14 protein-coding genes, 1 tRNA gene and 2 rRNA genes are annotated in these 19049 nt (G+C 62.6%); 8 read left to right on the top strand and 9 right to left on the bottom strand.

Annotated features, from left to right (window positions below; translation table 11 throughout):
• The first annotated feature begins 145 nt into the window (after nucleotides 1–145).
• From EN808_RS00955 to EN808_RS00930, 5 genes are all read left to right on the top strand, one after another.
• Complete coding sequence (locus tag EN808_RS00955) at nucleotides 146–1756, top strand: ABC transporter substrate-binding protein (RefSeq protein ID WP_135914943.1); 1611 nt, start codon at nucleotides 146–148, stop codon at nucleotides 1754–1756.
• Between the two features lie 262 nt (nucleotides 1757–2018).
• Nucleotides 2019–3005, top strand: coding sequence for an ABC transporter permease (locus tag EN808_RS00945; protein ID WP_127872311.1), 987 nt, complete (start codon nucleotides 2019–2021; stop codon nucleotides 3003–3005).
• Nucleotides 3002–3832 (top strand): ABC transporter permease, encoded by an 831-nt coding sequence (locus tag EN808_RS00940; protein WP_135865855.1) that lies wholly within the window; start codon nucleotides 3002–3004, stop codon nucleotides 3830–3832. Before EN808_RS00945 ends, EN808_RS00940 begins: the two co-directional genes overlap by 4 nt.
• The gene (locus tag EN808_RS00935; RefSeq protein WP_189343707.1) at nucleotides 3829–4677 is read left to right on the top strand and encodes an ABC transporter ATP-binding protein; all 849 of its coding nucleotides are present in this window, start codon (nucleotides 3829–3831) and stop codon (nucleotides 4675–4677) included. The genes EN808_RS00940 and EN808_RS00935 overlap by 4 nt, the downstream gene beginning before the upstream one ends.
• Nucleotides 4674–5450: an ATP-binding cassette domain-containing protein gene (locus tag EN808_RS00930; protein ID WP_135865858.1), complete on the top strand. Its 777-nt coding sequence runs from the start codon at nucleotides 4674–4676 to the stop codon at nucleotides 5448–5450. Before EN808_RS00935 ends, EN808_RS00930 begins: the two co-directional genes overlap by 4 nt.
• 37 nt (nucleotides 5451–5487) lie before the next feature.
• On the opposite strand, the gene EN808_RS00925 is transcribed toward EN808_RS00930, so the two are convergent.
• From EN808_RS00925 to EN808_RS00910, 4 genes are all read right to left on the bottom strand, one after another.
• Nucleotides 5488–6243: an ATP-binding cassette domain-containing protein gene (locus EN808_RS00925; RefSeq protein ID WP_127279898.1), complete on the bottom strand. Its 756-nt coding sequence runs from the start codon at nucleotides 6241–6243 to the stop codon at nucleotides 5488–5490.
• The gene (locus EN808_RS00920; protein ID WP_127279899.1) at nucleotides 6236–7297 is read right to left on the bottom strand and encodes a ribose ABC transporter; all 1062 of its coding nucleotides are present in this window, start codon (nucleotides 7295–7297) and stop codon (nucleotides 6236–6238) included. Before EN808_RS00920 ends, EN808_RS00925 begins: the two co-directional genes overlap by 8 nt.
• Before the next feature lie 102 nt (nucleotides 7298–7399).
• Complete coding sequence (locus EN808_RS00915; RefSeq protein WP_135914942.1) at nucleotides 7400–8377, bottom strand: ABC transporter substrate-binding protein; 978 nt, start codon at nucleotides 8375–8377, stop codon at nucleotides 7400–7402.
• Nucleotides 8378–8808: 431 nt separating this feature from the next.
• Nucleotides 8809–9714, bottom strand: a complete 906-nt coding sequence (locus EN808_RS00910; protein WP_135914941.1) for a sugar-binding transcriptional regulator — start codon at nucleotides 9712–9714, stop codon at nucleotides 8809–8811.
• Between the two features lie 280 nt (nucleotides 9715–9994).
• Here EN808_RS00910 and EN808_RS00905 point away from each other — a divergent pair, with 280 nt between their 5' ends.
• Nucleotides 9995–10903, top strand: coding sequence for a tagatose-bisphosphate aldolase (locus tag EN808_RS00905; protein ID WP_135914940.1), 909 nt, complete (start codon nucleotides 9995–9997; stop codon nucleotides 10901–10903).
• 34 nt (nucleotides 10904–10937) lie between these two features.
• Nucleotides 10938–12383 carry an ROK family protein gene (locus EN808_RS00900; RefSeq protein ID WP_135914939.1) on the top strand — a complete coding sequence of 482 codons (1446 nt, stop codon included), beginning with the start codon at nucleotides 10938–10940 and terminating at the stop codon, nucleotides 12381–12383.
• A gap of 217 nt (nucleotides 12384–12600) precedes the next feature.
• Here the strand turns inward: EN808_RS00900 and EN808_RS00890 are convergent, their stop codons facing one another.
• Both EN808_RS00890 and EN808_RS00885 read right to left on the bottom strand, forming a co-directional pair.
• A complete protein-coding gene (locus EN808_RS00890) occupies nucleotides 12601–13212 on the bottom strand; it encodes an NAD(P)-dependent oxidoreductase (RefSeq protein ID WP_127872303.1) in 612 nt (203 codons plus the stop codon).
• A 40-nt stretch (nucleotides 13213–13252) separates the two neighbouring features.
• Entirely contained in the window at nucleotides 13253–13891 is a 639-nt protein-coding gene (locus EN808_RS00885) for a DsbA family protein (protein ID WP_127279804.1), read from the bottom strand.
• Nucleotides 13892–14031: 140 nt separating this feature from the next.
• On the opposite strand from EN808_RS00885, the gene EN808_RS00880 reads away from it, so the two are divergent.
• Nucleotides 14032–14949 carry a LysR family transcriptional regulator gene (locus EN808_RS00880; RefSeq protein ID WP_127872302.1) on the top strand — a complete coding sequence of 306 codons (918 nt, stop codon included), beginning with the start codon at nucleotides 14032–14034 and terminating at the stop codon, nucleotides 14947–14949.
• A 366-nt stretch (nucleotides 14950–15315) separates the two neighbouring features.
• Here EN808_RS00880 and EN808_RS00875 read toward each other — a convergent pair.
• The 3 genes from EN808_RS00875 to EN808_RS00865 all read right to left on the bottom strand — a co-directional run bounded on the left by EN808_RS00875 (nucleotide 15316) and on the right by EN808_RS00865 (nucleotide 18698).
• Nucleotides 15316–15392: transfer RNA gene (locus EN808_RS00875), tRNA-Met, on the bottom strand.
• A 178-nt stretch (nucleotides 15393–15570) separates the two neighbouring features.
• A 5S ribosomal RNA gene (gene rrf, locus EN808_RS00870) occupies nucleotides 15571–15685 on the bottom strand.
• 203 nt (nucleotides 15686–15888) lie between these two features.
• Nucleotides 15889–18698 (bottom strand): 23S ribosomal RNA (locus tag EN808_RS00865).
• Nucleotides 18699–19049 lie beyond the last annotated feature (351 nt).

Below are 19049 nucleotides of genomic sequence, written 5' to 3'. Positions count from 1 at the left end.
AAAGCCAAGCAAGGATGCGCCAATTCCGTCTCTGGCGAAACCCTTCGCAAGGCTCATAATCCCCGCCGCAAGGATGCCGATGCACGCCGGCGTTCTAGGGGTGTCGCGCCCGGGTCGGGTCGCGCGGAGAGGACGGAGTTCGATCATGTCAGGTGTCACCATTTCCAGACGCACCATGCTTACCGGCTCGGCGATGCTGCTGGCCTCCACGGCCATGCCGGTGCTGGGTTGGGCACAGACGCCGAAGAAGGGTGGCCGGCTCGTGCTTGCCGCCGACTCCGAGCCGCGCAATCTCAACCCGGCGATCGTCGCCTCGAACGGCGTTTTCTTCATCTCCAGCAAGATCGTCGAGACGCTGGCGGAAGCCTCCTTCGACGGCAAGGACGGGCTTGCGCCACGGCTGGCGGTGAGCTGGGAAGGGGCCGCCGACGGACTGTCGGCGACGTTCAAGCTGCGCGAAGGAGTCAAATGGCATGACGGCAAGCCATTCACCTCGGCCGACGTCGCCTTCTCGGCGCTGCAGATCTGGAAGCCGCTGCAGAATCTCGGCCGCACCGTGTTCAAGGACCTCAGCGCGGTCGACACACCAGACGATCTGACCGCCGTGTTCAAATTCGCCAAGCCGACACCGTTCCAGCTGATCCGCAACGCCCTGCCGGCGCTGTCGAGCGTGGTGCCGAAGCACATCTACGAGGTCGGCAAGATCGAGGACAACCCGGCCAACAACGCGCCGATCGGTACCGGTCCGTTCAAATTCGGCGAGTACAAGGCCGGCCAGTATTACCGGCTGACGAAGAACACGGACTATTGGGGCAAGGACGAGCCCTATCTCGACGAGATCATCTATCAGGTCCTGCCCGACCGCACCTCCGCCGCTGCGGCGCTGGAAGCGCAAGAAATCCAGCTCGCGGCTTTCTCGGCCGTGCCGTTGGCCGACCTCGACCGCATCTCCAAGGTTCCCGGCCTGAAGGTCATCACCAAGGGCTATGAGGGGCTGACCTACCAGCTCGTCGTCGAGATCAACCATCGCCGCAAGGAACTGGCCGACGTGAAGGTGCGCCAGGCGATCGCGCACGCCATCGACAAGGATTTCGTCGTCAAGACGGTGTTCCTCGGCTATGCCGCCACCGCCACCGGCCCGGTGCCGAAGAACGATCCGCAATTCTACACCGCCGACGTGCCGACCTATGCCTTCGACGTCGCCAAGGCCAACGCCCTGCTCGACGAGGCAGGCTACAAGAAAGGCGCCGACGGCAACCGCTTCTCGCTCAAGCTCTTGCCGGCCCCCTATTTCAACGAGACCAAACAGTTCGGCGACTATCTGCGCCAGGCGCTCGCGGCAATCGGCATCGACGCGCAACTGGTCAACAACGACTCGGCCGCCCACATCAAGGCAGTCTACACCGACCACGCCTTCGACCTCGCGGTCGGCCCGCCGGTCTTCCGCGGCGACCCGGCGATCTCGACTACCATCCTGGTGCAGAGCGGCATTCCGGATGGCGTGCCGTTCTCCAACCAGGGCGGCTACAAAAACCCTGCGCTCGACGCGCTGATCACCAAGGCATCGGAAACGCTCGACACCACGGCGCGTACCGACCTCTACAAGGAGTTCCAGAGGCAAGTCACGGCCGACCTGCCGCTGATCAACGTCGCCGAATGGAGTTTTATCAGCGTCGCCAGTGACAAGGTGGGCAACATCGCCAACAACCCGCGCTGGGCGGTGTCGAACTGGGCGGACACCTATTTGGCGGGCTGATCCCGCACTTGCGGATCGAAGTTTGGGGTGCTCAGATTCGGAGAATGAGAGTTCCTTCGCGCCCCCCTCTGTCCTGCCGGACATCTCCCCCACAAGGGGGGAGATTGGCGGTTTCCGCGCCTCGCACTTCCCTGCAACGTTGGCGATTGGCGAAAGCCGCGATGACAACTGATCTCCCCCCAAGTGGGGGAGATGTCCGGCAGGACAGAGGGGGGCGCCGTGGAGCACGGCCTCAGAAGTTTACAAGCGGCGTCCCATCATTATGACTCGCGCCCTCGTCCTCCTGCGTCGTCGCCTCATCGGCAGCATCTTCGTTCTGCTTATCGTCGTCATCGGCACCTTCCTTCTCCTTGAAGCCGCGCCCGGCGACGCAGTCGACGCCTATATCGTCTCGACCGGCGGCGACGCCGGCATGATCGAGCTCTTGCGCCATCGCTGGGGCCTTGACCAGTCGGAGTTGACCCGGCTCGCCAACTATCTCTGGGCATTGCTGCATCTCGACCTCGGCCAGTCCGTCACTTTCTCCCGGCCGATCCGCGATGTCATCTTGGAACGCCTGCCGACCACGCTCATCCTGATGGTCAGCGCCACCGCGCTCTCCTTCGGCCTCGGCTCGGCGCTCGGCATCTATGCCGGCGCAAGGCCCGGCAGCTTCCGCGACCGTTTTCTCTCCGTCGCCTCGCTGGCGCTCTACGCGGTGCCTGGCTTCTGGCTCGGCCTGGTGCTGATCGTGATCTTCGCCGTCGACCTGCGCTGGTTGCCGATCGGCGGCATCGAAACCCTGGCATCGGACAGGACCGGTCTCGACCGCGCCGCCGACATCGCCATCCATCTGGTGCTGCCGGTATCCGCGCTCGGCTTCATCTACCTGGCGCTCTATCTGCGCATGATGCGCGCCGGCATGGCCGAGGCCTGGCGCCAGGATTTCGTGCTGGCCGCCCGCGCCAGGGGGCTTTCGCGCCGCCGCATCGTGCTCGCTCATGTCGCCCGCAACGCACTTTTGCCGCTGGTCACCATGCTTGGCCTGCAATCGGCGCAGATGCTGGGCGGCAGCGTCGTCATCGAGAGCGTCTTTGCTGTGCCCGGCCTCGGCCGGCTGGCGCAGGAAGCGGTGGCCGCGCGCGACACCCCCTTGCTGCTTGGCATCATCCTCACAAGCGCGGTGCTCGTCATCCTCATCAACCTGCTCGTCGACATCGCCTATGCCTTTCTCGACCCCCGCGTCGGCGCCAGCGAGGCGGGCGCATGAGCCGTCTGCGCCGCTTCCTGCGCACGCCCGAGGCGGTTGCCGGCACTCTCCTTCTGGCGGTGCTGTTCGCCATGGCGCTGTCGGCCTCGCTACTGTTTCCCGGGGATCCGCAAGCCATTGCCGGCCCCGCGCTGCTGCCGCCATTCCAGGATTGGTCGCTGCCGCTCGGCACCGATCGGCTCGGCCGTGACGTGCTGGCCGAACTGTTCCACGGCGCCCGCACCTCGCTGGCTGTCGGCCTCGCCGCGGCCGCCGCGGCCCTTGTCGTCGGTGCGATCGTCGGCACGCTGGCCGGCTTTGCCGGCGGCCTCGTCGACGAAGTGCTGATGCGCATTGCCGACGCGTTCCAGACCGTGCCTGGTTTCCTACTGGCGCTGGCTTTCGTCAGCGTGGTCGGCCCCTCGCTCGGCGTCGTTGTCGTGGCCATAGCGCTCGGAACCTGGACTGGACCGGCGCGCATTGCCCGCGCGGAAGTGCTGTCGATCCGCGAGCGCGACTATGTCGCCGGTGCCCGTGTCATCGGCATGCATCCAATGGAGATCGCCTTTCGCGAAGTGCTGCCCAACGCCTTGCCGCCGGTGCTGGCGATGTCATCGGTGATCGTCGCCGCCGCGATCCTCACCGAAGCGGCCCTGTCCTTCCTTGGCCTCGGCGATCCCAACCGGGTCACCTGGGGCGGCATGATCGCGGAAGGCCGCACTGTCTTGCGCACCGCGCCGTTCCTGTCGATCGTCCCGGGCATTGCGCTGGTGTTGACGGTATTGAGCGTCTATCTCGCCGGCGAAGGCATCGTCGAGACGACGGCCGTGCGCAGGGGCCTGTCGTGACCGCGCTGGCGTCGATCCGCGATCTCTCGGTGACCTACCGCGGCGATGGCATCGAGGTCACGGCGCTGAAGAACATCACTATCGATCTCCACGCAGGCGAACGGCTTGCGATCATCGGTGAAAGCGGTTCGGGCAAGAGCACCCTGGCGCTGGCGATCGCGGGGTTGTTGCCACTGTCTTCGAAAATTGAAGGCAGCATCGAGTGGTTCTCTCTACCAACGTTGGATGCCGTAGAACGCAGAACGCCAAAGTCTCACTCCGGACAAAACCTGACACCCCTCCTCGGCCGCGACATCGGCTTCGTCTTTCAGGATCCCTCCGCAAGCCTCGATCCCGTGATGACCATCGGCAAGCAGATCGCCGAAGTCGCCCGCACCCATCTCGGCCTCACATGGCAGCAGGCATACGCCAAGGCCAGAACCCTCCTCGAACGCGTCCGCTTGCCCGACCCTGACTCCGCCCTGCGCGCCTTCCCGCACCAGCTTTCCGGCGGCCAGAAGCAGCGTGTGGCGATTGCCGCCGCGATTGTCGCCGGGCCGAAACTGCTGATCGCCGACGAGGCAACCAGCGCGCTCGACACCATCGTGCAGGCCGAGATCGTCGTGCTGATCCGACGGCTGGTGGCAGAGGACGGCATGACGCTGCTGTTCATCAGCCATGACATCGCGCTCGCCGCCGAACTTGCCGAACGCATCGCGGTCTTCCGACATGGCCAGTTGGTGGAGCTTGGCAAGACGGCGCAGATGATCGACGCACCCGCCCAAGCCTACACGCGCGCGCTGCTCGACGCCCATATCGGCCTCGACGCCCAACCCTTGCTGAACCGAAGCGGGCTGAATGGATGAGCCTGCTGACGGTGTCCAAGCTCACCAAACGCTATGGTCGCGGCGGCAAGACCCTCGCCGCGGTGGACGATGTCTCCTTTCATGTCGAACCCGGCGAAACACTGGCGCTGGCCGGGCCTTCCGGCAGCGGCAAATCGACGATCGCGCGACTGGTGTTGCGCTTGATCGAGCCGGATGGCGGAGGCATCGAATTCGAAGGCGATGATTTCTTGGCGCTGCGCGGCGCGCCCTTGCGTGTGCGCCGCGCCCGCCTGCAAATGGTGTTCCAAGATCCGCTCGCCGCCTTCAACCCACGCGCCACCGTGGCGCGCGTCCTCGACGACCCTTTGCGCATTCATGGCGTCGCCTCGCGCTCCGAGCGGCCGCGCCGCATCGCTGCCTTGCTGGAGCGGGTCGGCCTTGCGGCCGGTCTTGCACCGCGCGCCATCCATGAAATCTCCGGCGGCCAGCGGCAACGCGTGGCGATTGCCCGCGCCATCGCCACCAAGCCGTCGCTGATCGTGCTTGATGAAGCGGTGTCGGCGCTCGATGTCTCGGTGCGCGGCCAGATCCTCGATCTCCTGCTCGACCTGCAGCACCAGGAACGGATCGCCTATCTCTTCATTTCGCATGATCTCGGCGTGGTGCGCGCGATCGCCCACCGCGTCATCCTTCTCGATGGCGGGCGGATTGCCGAGAGCGGCGATGCCCGAACCGTTATCGACGCACCGCAATCGGCCGTCGGCAAGGCGCTGGTGGCGGCCGCGCCCAGATTGGACAGAAGCAGACCATGATCCGGTCTTCGAGCAAGATCACACTGAGAGAACCCGCCTATCCCCCGACCATCAGCCTGACGACCTCATCATGGTTGGTCTCCGAAATCTTGCGCTCGCCGGCCTGAACGCCGCGCCGCAGCACGACGATGCGGTCCGAAACCGCGAAGATGTCCTGCAGATTGTGCGAGATGAAGATCACGCCGCGTCCTTGCGCCTTGAGCTGGTGGATCAGCGAGATCACCTTGCGCTGCTCCGGCACGCCCAATGCCGCCGTCGGTTCGTCCATGATCAGGATCTGCGCATCCCAGTAGACGGCGCGGCCGATGGCGACGGCCTGGCGCTGGCCGCCGGAGAAATTGCTGACCGGGGCGTTCATCCGGCTGACATGGAAATCGAGCCGCTTCATCGTCTCCCTGGCGGCCTCTGCCATCGCCTTGCGATCGAGCACCGGCAGGAAGCCGAACGCCTTGCGCATCGGTTCGCGGCCAAGGAAGATGTTGGCGCCGATCGACAGATTGTCGGCCAGAGCCAGATCCTGGTAGATCGTCTCGATGCCTTTTTCGCGCGCCTCCTGCGGCGTCGCGAAAGCCACTGGCTGGCCACCGAGCAGGATTTCGCCCCCCGTCGGCTGGAACACGCCCGAGATCGCCTTGATCAGCGTCGTCTTGCCGGCGCCATTGTCGCCGGCAAGCGCCACCACTTCGCCCGGCCGCACGGCCATGGAGAAATCGCTGAGTGCACGCACGGCGCCAAAATGCTTGGACAGGTTGCGGACTTCGAGCAAGGGGGTGTTCTGGTCGGTGCTATTCATCCTGGCGGCCTCCACTGAACCGGCGCTGCGCCTGGTCTATGAGCACGGAAATGATGATGACGACGCCGACGGCGATGAATTGCCAGAACGGCTCGACATTGACGAAGACCAGCCCGTACTGGATGACCGCGATCACCAGCGCGCCGGCGACCGTGCCCAGGATCGTGCCGGAGCCGCCGAACAGGCTGGCGCCGCCGATCACCACCGCCGCGACGCTGTCGAGCAGCAGCGGCTCGCCGGCTTGTGCCGCACCGGCGGTGAAGCGCGCTGCGTAGAGCGCCCCGCCAAGGCCGGCGCACATCGCCGACAGCACATAGAGCCGCAATATGTGGCCCCTGATATCGATGCCGGCGCGCCGCGCCGCCTGCACATTGGCGCCGATGGCATAATTGTGCTGGCCGAACCGCGTCTGGCTGAGCAGGTAGTGCATGCCGATGACGAAGACGGCAGCGATCATGACCAGATAGGGCACGCCATAGAACTTGCCGTTGCCGAGCAGCGCGAACCAAGAATTCTGCACCGGCACCGTGGTGCCGCCGGCAAGCAGGAAGGCAACGCCGCGCGCGACGCCGAACATGCCGAGCGTACCGATGAACGGCGGCACCCTGAGGCGTGAGATCAGCAGACCATTGATGATGCCGGGCACACCGGCAACGATCACGGCGGCGAGGATGCCCGCGAGCATGGCCAGCGGCAAGGGAATGGCGGCGCCCGCCATATTGGTGGCATGCGCGGCAACGACTGCGGCAAGGCCCATGATGAAGCCGAGCGACAGGTCGATGCCGCCTGAAATGATGACGAAGGTCTGGCCGGTCGCCAGCAGCAGCGGCGCTATCGCGAAGATCGCGATGGATTGCAGGTTGAACGGGTTGAGCACGAACGTCGCGCCGAAGGCGTATCTCGACCATATCTCGAAACAGATGATCAGGCCGGCAAGGAACAGCCAGGCGCGCCCTTCGGCGATGCGTCCGATCAGGCTCCTGGCCGGATCGCCATGATCGGCCTGGGGGGCGACATGCTTCTCGGCAGGCTGGGCTGGTGATGTCGAGGTCATGAATACTCCGCGGCGCGGCTGCCTTCAAACAGGCCCCGCCTTTTGCGGGACCCGGCGCGAACTCCCCCCGGCAAAACCGGGAGGAGCCAAGCTCGTCTGGGCTTACTCGGAGTAGAGATACTTCGAGATGTTCGGGTCCGCGATGTTGGACTTGTCCATGATCGTGAAGCCGGTGCCGATCGTGACCGGGATCGAATGGCCGGTCAGGTGGGCGTAGGCCGAAACGACGCCGTAATAGCCGATCTCGGCCGGATGCTGGGCGATTGCCACGTCCACGAGGCCGGTATTGATGTTGTCGACGATGCTGGTCGGTGCATCGAAGGCAACCACCTTGACGGTTCCCGTCTGTCCCGCCTGCTTGACGCCGTTGGCGGCGCCGAGCGCCGAGAACAGGTTGGCGCCGAACACGCCGACGAGATCGGGATTGCGCGCGAAGACAGCCTGCAACTGCGAGGCCGCCTTGTTGGCGTCGTCGTCATTGAACTGGGTCTCCAGAACGGTGATGCCGGTATGCTTGGCCATCTCCTTCTTGAAGCCTTCTTCGCGTTGGTCGGTGGTCGAAATGCCGGGCTTGACGTTCGATACATAGACCTTGCCCTTGTCGCCAATGGCGGTGGCCAGCGCCCGCGCCGCGATCTCGCCGCCCAGCACATTGTCCGAGGCAATGTAGGCCAGCGGGAAATCGGCGTCGCCGGCACCCGTCTGGTAAACGCCGCTGCCGATGAAAGTGTCGACGGTTATGACCGGGATGCCGGCATCATTGGCCTTGCGCAGCGGTTCCACCAGCTGAACCTTGTCGGTCGGGGCGATCAGGATCGCATCCGGCTTTTTGGCGATGACCGCGTCGAGCACCGGCACCTGGGTGACCGGGTTGAAGTCCGGAGCACCCTGGAAGACCAGGTTCACGCCGAGCGCATCGGCAGCCGCCTGAGCACCTTTGCGCATGGTGATGTAGAAGCCATCGGTGGTGAGGCCCGGAATGAGCGCAATGGTGTATTTCTTGTCCTGTGCCTTCGCGGGCGCCATCAGCACCGTCGCGCTGACGGCAAGCGCCGCGAGCGCGGCAACGATCTTCTTCATGACATCCTCCTCATTGTTGGCAATTCTGCCGTTTGCGGTGACATTGGAATGGCCGTCATCCGCGCGGGGGCAGGATGCCGACGGCCGGGAACGCCTGTTTGCCTTTCGCGGGCAGCTCCTCCCAAGCGCCCTCCAGTCTGTCAGCCGGTCCAGCCGACCGGCGCAATCGCCGTGCTCGCTTTCCTCGCCTCCGCCAGGTCAGGGAACACAGCGCCCGGCATGCCTGCACGCCAGGTCCGTATTTTGTAACACTTTGCAGAAATAAATTGCAACCCGGTTTTTCCGGGACGGCAACGCCGGCTTTTCCAGACACCATCCGACTGCTCCTCGGAGCCCAGGCGAACTATCGTCCCGACTCCCCGGCGATACAATCGATTTCGCAACGGCTTCTCTCCGCGCCACGGCGCGGCATCCGTCCGGCATATCTGCCGCTATCGCGTTGCAAGAACCGCGAGGATGGCCTGCGCCGTCTTGGTATCCGTCACCAGCGTGTTGATGAGCCCGGAACGAACGGCGCCGATGATTGCCGTCGCCTTCTCAGGCGAGGCGGCGACGCCGATCACCAGCGGCACGGCGCGAAGCTGCGCCGGCGACATGGCGATCATCCGGCTCTCCCCTTCCCAGGCGATCAGGGCGCCTTCCGCATCGAAGTAATGACGCAGCACGTCGCCGGCCGCGTGAACCAGCGCCTGCTCGCTCGGCGTGGCTGCGCTCGCCTCGGGCGCGTTTATGGCGTGCGGCAGGCCGATGCCGACGATCGCCACATCGGTTCTCTCCCACAAGGCGACGGCGTCGCGGATGGCGGCGTCGCGCAGGAAGACCTCGCGCAGCTCGCTCGACGGCAAATAGGGCGCATGGATGAAGCGCGGCGTGCCACCGAACTCCTCCGCGGCAAGCCGCACGAATTCATTGACCTGGAAATGCGCCGCGTGCTGCTGCATGCCGCCGGTTGCGGCCACTGTCAGCACGCCCGGCATGCGCGGCAGGCCGGCGCGGATGACCTCGCGCACGGCGCGCCCCCAGCCGATGGCGACCACGGAGCCGGCCACCAGCTGCGCCTGCCTGAGCAAAGCGCCAAGCGGGGCGGAAAGCGCCGTCAACCCACCCGCCGCCGGCGTCTCGACAACCGCGGCATCCCGCAATTTCAGCCCGTCGACCAGTTGCCTGGTGATATCCTCCGGCGTCGCCAGGTCGATGACCTCGATGCGCACGATGCCCTCGGCCCGCGCCCGCTGCAGCAAGCGCGAAATCGTCGCGGTGGAGACACCGAGCTGCCGCGCTATGTCGACCTGCGACATCTCCTCCACATAGTGCAGCTTTGCAACCGTGTGCAGCATCGTGCGCGATGCGGTCGCGTCCTGGACGGAGGGAACAGACAGCTTGCAATTCCTTTCAGCAACGTGTTACACACGTATACGCCGATGGGAGTTATCGCGCAAATCGGGTGAACTCGCAACTTGAGGGCCATACCAGGCCACGCGCCGGCAAGGCTGCTTGTGCTGGCAGCCGGCGATGCATCAGGCGGCAAAATCTTCCTGCCGGCAGGCAGGCAAACTGACCATTGTTTCCACGGGATCAGCGCCTCGGCGAGAGAGCGCCAACATCGGACAGAAAACCATGACGAAGATGACCACCGCGGAACTGCGCGGCTACCAGCAGATATGCGGCAGGGACGGCGCCATGGTGGCCATCGCTTGCGACCAGCGCGGCGGCATGCGCACCTTGCTGGCATCAGACCCCGCGGACCAGGCCAGGATCACCAACGACATGCTCGGCGACACCAAGGCCGACATCACGCGCTACCTCGCAAGCGCTGCGTCCTGCGTGCTGCTCGACCCGCTCTGCGCGGTGCCGAGGGTGGTCGACGAGGGCGTGCTGAACCGGGATACCGCACTCCTCATCGGCCTCGACGCCTCCGGTTTCGACGTTTCGCCGGAAGGCTACCGCCTGTCGCGGCTGGTTCCCGGCATCGACGCGCGGCGCGTGCGCGAACTCGGCGGCACGGGCGGCAAGATCATGGTCTATCTCAGGGCCGACAAGCCGCAGGCCAACGAGCACAACATCGCCATCCTGCGCCAGTGCATCACCGACTTCGGCAAAGAGGATCTGCTGCTCGTCGTCGAGTTCCTGACCTATCAGCTCGACGGAGAAAGTCCGGAAGACTATGCGGCCAAGACGCCTTGGCTGGTCGAGGAAGGCACAAGGATTTCGCTGGAATGCGGCGCAAAGGTGCTGAAGCTTCCCTACCCCGGAACGCCGGAAGCCTGTGCCAACATCACAAAAATGGCTGGCGAAGTGCCGTGGGCGGTGCTTTCGGCAGGCGTCAACCACGCTACCTTCCTCGGCCAGGTCGAGATCGCCATGCAAAATGGCGCCTCCGGTGTGATCGCCGGCCGTTCGCTCTGGAAGGACTGCATCTCGCTCGACCGTGACATTCAGCGCGAAAGGCTTAAGACCATCGCGGTGCCGCGACTGCGAGAAATCCAGGCGGTGATCGGGCACTATCGGCAGAAGGCCGCCGCCTGATATCCCGTTGGATCACCGGCACGTGCAGGACATCATGCCACAAAAATCGATGGCCATAGGGATCGATATCGGCGGCACCAATTTGCGTGCCGCCCGCATATCGCGCACGGGTGAAATCCTCAAACGCCTCAGCGAGAAGAGCGCGCCCGACCCGGAACTGGTGCTTGGCCGGATCGCCGACATGGTGCGCCTTCTCGATACGCCCGACGTGGCGGCCATCGGCGTCGGTGTTCCCGGCCGCGTCGACGCGCGGCGCGGCACGGTCCTGTCGGGTGGCTATGTCAACCTTGCCTCGGTCGCGCTGGCGCAGCGGCTGGAAAGCATGACCGGCAAGCCTGTTATCCTCGACAATGATTGCAACATGGCGCTGGCCGCAGAGATGGCTCTTGGCGCCGGCCGGGGCCACGACAACATCGCCATGTTCACCATCGGCACCGGCATTGGCGGCGCCGTGGTCCAGAACCGACGGATCATGCGCGGCCGGGCAACGGCGGGACAACTTGGCCACATCACCGTCGACGTCGACGGCGAGGTCTGTGCCTGCGGGCGGCGCGGCTGTGTCGAAACCACCAGTTCCGGCACGGCGCTTGGCCGCCACATCGCGCGCGCCGGCTTTGGGCCTGACGTTTCGGTCGACCAGCTCTTTGCTCGCGACGTGGCCGGCGATATCGAGGCGCGCAGCATACTGGAAGCCTGGGCAAGGCCGCTGCGCGCGGCGATCGATACCACCGTCGCCATGTTTGACCCCGACCTCGTTCTGCTTGGCGGTGGGCTTGGCCTCGCGGCACACAGAGCGCTCGGCCACGCGCCGGCGCTGGCGCCCTGGTACCAATGCCCGGTCGAGCCGGCACAGCTCGGCGACGATGCCGGTGTGATCGGCGCCGGGCTCCAGGCGCTTTCGGCCCCGGCATCGACATCGCTTTCCGTTAACCTTGGTCGCGCCAGACGCGCCGTGCTCGTCAACGGCATCCCGGCCAGCGGCAAGAGCACCGTGTCACGCGGCATCGCCGACCGCATGGGATGGCCGCTGCTTGCACTCGACACGGTCAAAAACCCGTTCCTCGAAGTGCTCGGCGGCGCCGATCGCGAATTCAACCGCACGCTGGGCCGCGCCAGCTACCAGGCAATCTGGTCGGTCGTCGGCGACGCCCCGGCCGGCAGCACCTTCATCGTCGACGCCTGGTTCGGTTTCCAGCCGCGGCAAGTGCTCGAGGATCATCTGCGCAAGGCCGGCGTCGAACACACCGTCGAGATCTGGTGCCACGCGCCCGGCGAGGTTCTGGCCGAACGTTATGGCGCCAGGCTCGGCCAGCGCCTCCCCGGCCATCCCGGCGCTGCCTATATCCCTGAACTGATTGAACTGGCCAAGCGCGCCGAACCGCTGCGGCGCGGACCGCTGTTCGACGTCGACACCACGCGGCCGATCGACTTCGATGCCATCACCGCATGGCTGCGCGCGACCTTGGCCAGCGACGCCTGAGTCGCTCGGTGCCAGCGCCGGTCATGCCGGCGGCAGCCGAAGCGTCCTGCGAGCGATCTGCCAGGCGGATTCGGCATGCCGCCGCGCCGCCGCTTCAGCCTCATGGCATCCATGATCTCGGTCATCACGGCAATCGCCGGCCCGCGTTTCCAGCCTGAGGACTAGCGAAGATGACGAGCGGTCACTTTGCGACGCTCGTCACTTGCGCAGCGCTGTATCAATAGCCGACGGTGAAGCGCTGCCTGACATGCGCCGGCTTCTCGATCTCGTCGACCAGGACGATGGCATAGTCCTCGAAGGAAATGCTGCTGCCCTTGTCCGAGGCGAGAAGCGTGTCCTTGCCGAGACGGTATTTGCCGGTGCGCTCGCCTGGGACGAACAGGGCCGAAGGCGACAGGAGCGTCCAGTCGAGATCGCCGACCGTCTTGAGCTTATCCAGGAAGTCGGCGCCCTTCTGTGCTTCGGCCTTGTAGATCTCGGGGAATTCGGGAGTGTCGACCAGCCGCTTGCCGGGCGCGACTTCGAGACTGCCCGCGCCGCCCACGACGAGATACCGCTTCACGCCGGAGTCACGCACCGCAGCGATCAACGTATCGGGGTCGCTGTCCAGGAAATGCACCGAGCTGATCACCACGTCGTGTCCGCGGATCAAATCGGCGAGACCTTGCCTGTCAAAGACATCGCCTTTTCTGGCGGTCACGCCGGGCAGCGCCGCGATCTTTTCCGGGCTGCGGGCGATGCCGGTGACCGTATGGCCACGGTCGGAGAGTTCCTTGAGCAGGCGCGAACCGACGGCGCCGGAGGCGCCGATAAGAGCAACTTTTGCCATGTCTTCTTCCATTTCCTGTTGGAGGCTGATTGGGTGGAGATCAGGCCGCAGCGATATGGGCGACGAGATTGTCGAAGCTGCCGAACAGCGCGTTCGAACCGATGAGCCGGGGCGCTTCGTTGCGGATGACCGCCAGCGAAGGCACGCCATTGGCATGCAAGCGCTGGAACAACGCGCGGCCGCGACCGACCAGTTCGCGGTGAGCCGTCAGCAGCCGCTCCGTTGGCGCCGCCAGCAACTCGCCCGCATCCGCCATGCCAGCGGCGGAGAGCACCTCGGCGACACCGCCGGCGGTGACGATATCGCGGCCGTCGACATAGCGTGCCCGCTGGATCGCCTTCAGCGCGGTCAGCCGCCGGCCGGGATCTTCCAGGCCTGCGGCGCTGATGGCGAGCGTGGCGGTATGGGAGTCCAGCAGAGTGCCACGAACGTTTAGAACGTTGCGCTGATAAGCCTGCGTGAACGGCTGTCCCGTCAGACGTTCGATACGCTGATCGTTGGCCCAGGCATGGGCGGCAAACCCCTCATCCATCGGACGCGCGCCGGCGCCGGAAAACAGGCCGGTCGCCAGCAATTCGACGCGCACGCCGCCTGCCATCAATTTGTCCAGCATTGGGGTGGCGCCGTAGCACCAACCGCAGAGCGGATCGAAAAGGTAAGTCACGCCTGAGTTGCGCATGATTGCCTGATGTCCGTTGGCGGGGCTCCCCGCGACCTGACCGTCAAATGTCCTGGCCCATATGTGGCAGCGGGCGGTCTTGCGATAAATGGCTACCAATAATACAAACTGTCTGATCCAATCAGACAAAAGCGATCACTTTGGCCGACCTGCTGAACCTCAATCGACTCATTTACTTCACCACCGTGATGGAGACCGGGTCCTTCACATCGGCAGCCGACCGACTTGGCGTCGCCAAAGCCGTGGTCAGCCATCAGATTGGCAAGCTCGAGGAAGAACTGGGCGCGTCTCTCATGCGACGCACGACGCGCCGCGTCACACCGACAGAAGAGGGACGCCTCTTCTATGACCGTGCAATGATCATTCTGCGGGAAGCGGAAGCCGCCTATGGCGAGATTTCGCGCGGTGGCGTCGAACCGGCGGGAATGCTGAGACTGACCGCACCGCTCGACTACGGCACGAAGATCGTTGCGCCGGTCATCGCCGCCTATCTGAAAACCTATCCGCATATGCGCGTCGAGGCGATCTTCGACGATGCGGTAAGCAATCTGGTCGACGAGCAGATCGACCTCGGCATCCGCGTCGGCTGGCTTGCCGATTCCTCGAACCAGGCGCGGCGCCTGGGCACGATACGGCAGATCGTGGTGGCAAGTCCTGCCTTCGCCGCGAGCCTGCCGCAGGGTGTGAGCCCGCGCCAGGCGCGATCGCTGGCCTGGGTCGGAAACGCCCAGCTTCGCGGTGTCGGCCAATGGCTGTTTTCCAGGAATGGTGACAAGGTGCTGACCGAGCTCAATCCGGTCATCACATGCGACAAGAGCCCGGCCGCCCACGCCTGCGTGCTTGCCGGCATAGGGCTGGGTGTGTTTCCCGACTACAGCGTCAGCGATGATATCGCCGAAGGACGGCTGGTGCCGGTCTTTGCCGAATGGGCCTTGCCCACCGGCGGCATCCACGCCGTCTTTCCGCCGGCAAGGTTCAGGCCCGCCAAGGTACGCGTATTTGTAGACCTGCTCGCCGCCGCCGAGAAAAAACGATCGCGCGGCAGCGCGATGCTGTGAGATGTGACCGCCGCAGAAGGTCAGGAATGACTTACATTAAAGCGGTTATGCCATCTCCCAAAAACAAAACGCCCGCGGCGATTGCTACGGGCGTTTGTATGGATTGTTTTGGTCGGTGGGATTTGTTTGTTGTGCGTCGCGGGCTTGTTCTCGCCTGGGGGGCGGATTGATCTCTGGTGCGAACGCGAAACGGCCCGCCGGGTTTGATTCTGGCGGGCGTTTTAATTTGGTTGCGGGGAGAGGATTTGGTTTTTTGTCCTGCTGCGTCGGCAAGGCCTGCTTGCGGGCCGCTGATGACAGGTTCGAATCGCCGGCGACCACGGCAAAATACAAAAGAGCCCGCACGATGGCGGGCTCATTTGTATTTGGTTGCGGGGACAGGATTTGAACCTGTGACCTTCAGGTTATGAGCCTGACGAGCTACCGGGCTGCTCCACCCCGCGCCACCGATTTGCAAGCGAGAGCTTGCGAGAGGTTTGTCCGCCAAATGAAAGGGCCGCTTACGCGGCCCGTGTTTCCCGTTGGCGGGCCATGTTCAGAGAAGATTTCATCGCCTCGACCCAAAAACAGGCTTCGATTTTTGGAAAGTAGGATGTGACACATAAAACGTGCGTTTAGCAGACCTGGCAGCGACCTACTCTCCCGCGTCTTGAGACGAAGTACCATCAGCGCTGGAGCGTTTCACGGCCGAGTTCGGAATGGGATCGGGTGCAGCCGCTCCGCCATAACCACCAGGTCGGCAAAACGCACGTTATTCGAGAAGCTGTTTTTTGTGCCTTTGGAGTTCTTTTAGCCTGGCGCCTTTCGAAGCGAAGCTTCGCAAGGTCGACCGACCGTCGGCGCTTGTGCGCCGCACCCACGTAGCGCCGCCCGCAGGGCGGAACAAGCGTGAGTGAGAACAAACCATCTGACGAAGTCAGATGGACATAAGGAATGAGAACGATCAAGCCGATCGAACTATTAGTACCGGTAAGCTTCAAGCGTTGCCGCTCTTCCACACCCGGCCTATCAACGTGGTCGTCTTCCACGGTTCTCAGGGAATACTCGTTTTAAGGTGGGTTTCCCGCTTAGATGCCTTCAGCGGTTATCCCGTCCGGATATAGCTACCCTGCTATGCGGCTGGCGCCACAACAGGTCCACCAGAGATCCGTCCATCCCGGTCCTCTCGTACTAGGGACAGATCCTTTCAATATTCCTACACCCACGGCAGATAGGGACCGAACTGTCTCACGACGTTCTGAACCCAACTCACGTACCGCTTTAAATGGCGAACAGCCATACCCTTGGGACCTGCTCCAGCCCCAGGATGCGATGAGTCGACATCGAGGTGCCAAACAACCCCGTCGATATGGACTCTTGGGGGTCATCAGCCTGTTATCCCCGGCGTACCTTTTATCCGTTGAGCGATGGCCCTTCCACGCGGGACCACCGGATCACTATGACCGACTTTCGTCTCTGCTCGACTTGTCAGTCTCGCAGTCAGGCAGGCTTATGCCATTGCACTCAGCGAACGATTTCCGACCGTTCTGAGCCCACCATCGCGCGCCTCCGTTACTCTTTAGGAGGCGACCGCCCCAGTCAAACTACCCACCATACATTGTCCCGGACCCGGATAACGGGCCGCGGTTAGACATCCATAGTAATAAGGGTGGTATTTCAAGGGTGGCTCCACCTGAGCTGGCGCCCAGGTTTCAAAGCCTACCACCTATCCTACACATGCCACTACGAATGCCAATGTAAAGCTATAGTAAAGGTGCACGGGGTCTTTCCGTCTAACCGCAGGAACCCCGCATCTTCACGGGGAATTCAATTTCACTGAGTCTATGCTGGAGACAGCGGGGAAGTCGTTACGCCATTCGTGCAGGTCGGAACTTACCCGACAAGGAATTTCGCTACCTTAGGACCGTTATAGTTACGGCCGCCGTTTACTGGGGCTTCGATTCAGAGCTTGCACCCCTCCTCTTAACCTTCCAGCACCGGGCAGGCGTCAGACCCTATACGTCGTCTTGCGACTTCGCAGAGCCCTGTGTTTTTGATAAACAGTCGCTACCCCCTGGTCTGTGCCACCCTCCTCCACTTGCGTGGAAAAGGGTCACGCTTCTTCCGAAGTTACGCGTGCAATTTGCCGAGTTCCTTCAGCATAGTTCTCTCAAGCGCCTTGGTATACTCTACCAGACCACCAGTGTCGGTTTCGGGTACGGTTTATAAGGAGGAGCTATTTCCTGGAACCACGCAGCAGCCCGTTCAATCCGATAAGATTGGACTACCTCAATGATCCGTCACTACCTCCAAGCCCACGAATATTAACGTGGTTCCCATCGACTACGCGTTTCCGCCTCGTCTTAGGGGCCGGCTAACCCTGCTCAGATTAGCTTTAAGCAGGAACCCTTGGTCTTTCGGCGGGGGAGTCTCTCACTCCCCTTACGTTACTCATGTCAGCATTCGCACTTCTGATACCTCCACCACCCCTCACGGGTATGGCTTCATCAGCTTACAGAACGCTCCGCTACCGCTCGTATTGCTACGAACCCTAAGCTTCGGTGTATGGCTTTAGCCCCGTTACATTTTCGGCGCAAAGACCCTTATTTAGACCAGTGAGCTGTTACGCTTTCTTTAAATGATGGCTGCTTCTAAGCCAACATCCTGGTTGTTTTGGGATCCTCACATCCTTTCCCACTTAGCCATAACTTGGGGACCTTAGCTGTAGGTCAGGGTTGTTTCCCTTTTCACGACGGACGTTAGCACCCGCCGTGTGTCTGCCGACTAGTACTCCCAGGTATTCGGAGTTTGGTTAGGTTTGGTAATCCGGTGAGGACCCCTAGCCCATCCAGTGCTCTACCCCCTGGGGTATTCGGTCGACGCTCTACCTAAATAGATTTCGCGGAGAACCAGCTATTTCCGAGTTTGATTGGCCTTTCACCCCTAGCCACAAGTCATCCCGAACTATTGCAACAGTTATGGGTTCGGTCCTCCAGTAAGTGTTACCTTACCTTCAACCTGCTCATGGCTAGATCACTCGGTTTCGGGTCTAATGCGACGAACTGAACGCCCTGTTCAGACTCGCTTTCGCTGCGCCTACACCTAGCGGTTTAAGCTTGCTCGTCACACTAAGTCGCTGACCCATTATACAAAAGGTACGTGGTCACCCTTGCGGGCTCCCACTGTTTGTAGGCAATCGGTTTCAGGTACTCTTTCACTCCCCTTGTCGGGGTGCTTTTCACCTTTCCCTCACGGTACTAGTTCGCTATCGGTCATGCACGAGTACTTAGGCTTGGAGGGTGGTCCCCCCAATTTCAGACAGGATTTCACGTGTCCCGCCTTACTCGAGGACGATTGATTGCATTACGCGTACGGGGCTGTCACCCACTATGGCCCTACTTTCCAGAAGGTTCCGCTTGTCTCTCAATCGCCACTGGCCTGGTCCGGGTTCGCTCGCCACTACTTCCGGAGTCTCGGTTGATGTCCTTTCCTACGGGTACTTAGATGTTTCAGTTCCCCGCGTTCGCCACTTTATCCCTATGTATTCAGGATAAGTTACCTATATCTGATACTTGGAAACCACAGCAGCAAGTCGGCCTTGCGACCTTCTGGCTGCTCTGATTTTCCAAGTACCTTAGGTGGGTTTCCCCATTCGGAAATCTACGGATCAAAGGGTATTCGCACCTCCCCGTAGCTTATCGCAGCGTATCACGTCCTTCATCGCCTGTGCATGCCAAGGCATCCACCAATTGCCCTTAAGACACTTGATCGTTCTCATTGCCAATGCCCACCCGCGCAATCCGAAGGATTGTCGCTTCAGCCACCCTTGAGGGGTTAGCGTCCGCGCAATTCCGAAGGAATTGTCGCCTGAACCGGATCCTGTGCGGGATCCAATTCGATGTCATTGGCACAAAAAGACCAGCTTCTCGAGATCGGTTCGAGGGTGCGGTTAGGCAAACCCATCATATGCAAGGGATTGAGCGTCCCTTGCGACAAATCACGATCCTTTCAGATCATGAAGTTCGAACAAATCTTCTCTTTACGATGTCAAACAGAACAGGCGGTGAGCATGACGCTCGCCGCAAACTCTTATTACGAATGACTTTTTCTCACCATCTCTA

Origin of the sequence: Mesorhizobium sp. M8A.F.Ca.ET.165.01.1.1, assembly GCF_004792065.1 — a bacterium.
Classification (GTDB): domain Bacteria; phylum Pseudomonadota; class Alphaproteobacteria; order Rhizobiales; family Rhizobiaceae; genus Mesorhizobium.
The sequence above is the reverse complement of the archived record's forward strand: the minus strand, read 5'-3'. Positions and strand labels throughout refer to the sequence as shown.

Coding starts and splice junctions, on each gene's coding strand:
- EN808_RS00955 (WP_135914943.1), top strand. CDS start 146: ATGTCAGGTGTCACCATTTCCAGACGCACCATGCTTACCGGCTCGGCG.
- EN808_RS00945 (WP_127872311.1), top strand. CDS start 2,019: ATGACTCGCGCCCTCGTCCTCCTGCGTCGTCGCCTCATCGGCAGCATC.
- EN808_RS00940 (WP_135865855.1), top strand. CDS start 3,002: ATGAGCCGTCTGCGCCGCTTCCTGCGCACGCCCGAGGCGGTTGCCGGC.
- EN808_RS00930 (WP_135865858.1), top strand. CDS start 4,674: ATGAGCCTGCTGACGGTGTCCAAGCTCACCAAACGCTATGGTCGCGGC.
- EN808_RS00925 (WP_127279898.1), bottom strand. CDS start 6,243: ATGAATAGCACCGACCAGAACACCCCCTTGCTCGAAGTCCGCAACCTG.
- EN808_RS00920 (WP_127279899.1), bottom strand. CDS start 7,297: ATGACCTCGACATCACCAGCCCAGCCTGCCGAGAAGCATGTCGCCCCC.
- EN808_RS00915 (WP_135914942.1), bottom strand. CDS start 8,377: ATGAAGAAGATCGTTGCCGCGCTCGCGGCGCTTGCCGTCAGCGCGACG.
- EN808_RS00910 (WP_135914941.1), bottom strand. CDS start 9,714: ATGCTGCACACGGTTGCAAAGCTGCACTATGTGGAGGAGATGTCGCAG.
- EN808_RS00905 (WP_135914940.1), top strand. CDS start 9,995: ATGACGAAGATGACCACCGCGGAACTGCGCGGCTACCAGCAGATATGC.
- EN808_RS00900 (WP_135914939.1), top strand. CDS start 10,938: ATGCCACAAAAATCGATGGCCATAGGGATCGATATCGGCGGCACCAAT.
- EN808_RS00890 (WP_127872303.1), bottom strand. CDS start 13,212: ATGGCAAAAGTTGCTCTTATCGGCGCCTCCGGCGCCGTCGGTTCGCGC.
- EN808_RS00885 (WP_127279804.1), bottom strand. CDS start 13,891: ATGCGCAACTCAGGCGTGACTTACCTTTTCGATCCGCTCTGCGGTTGG.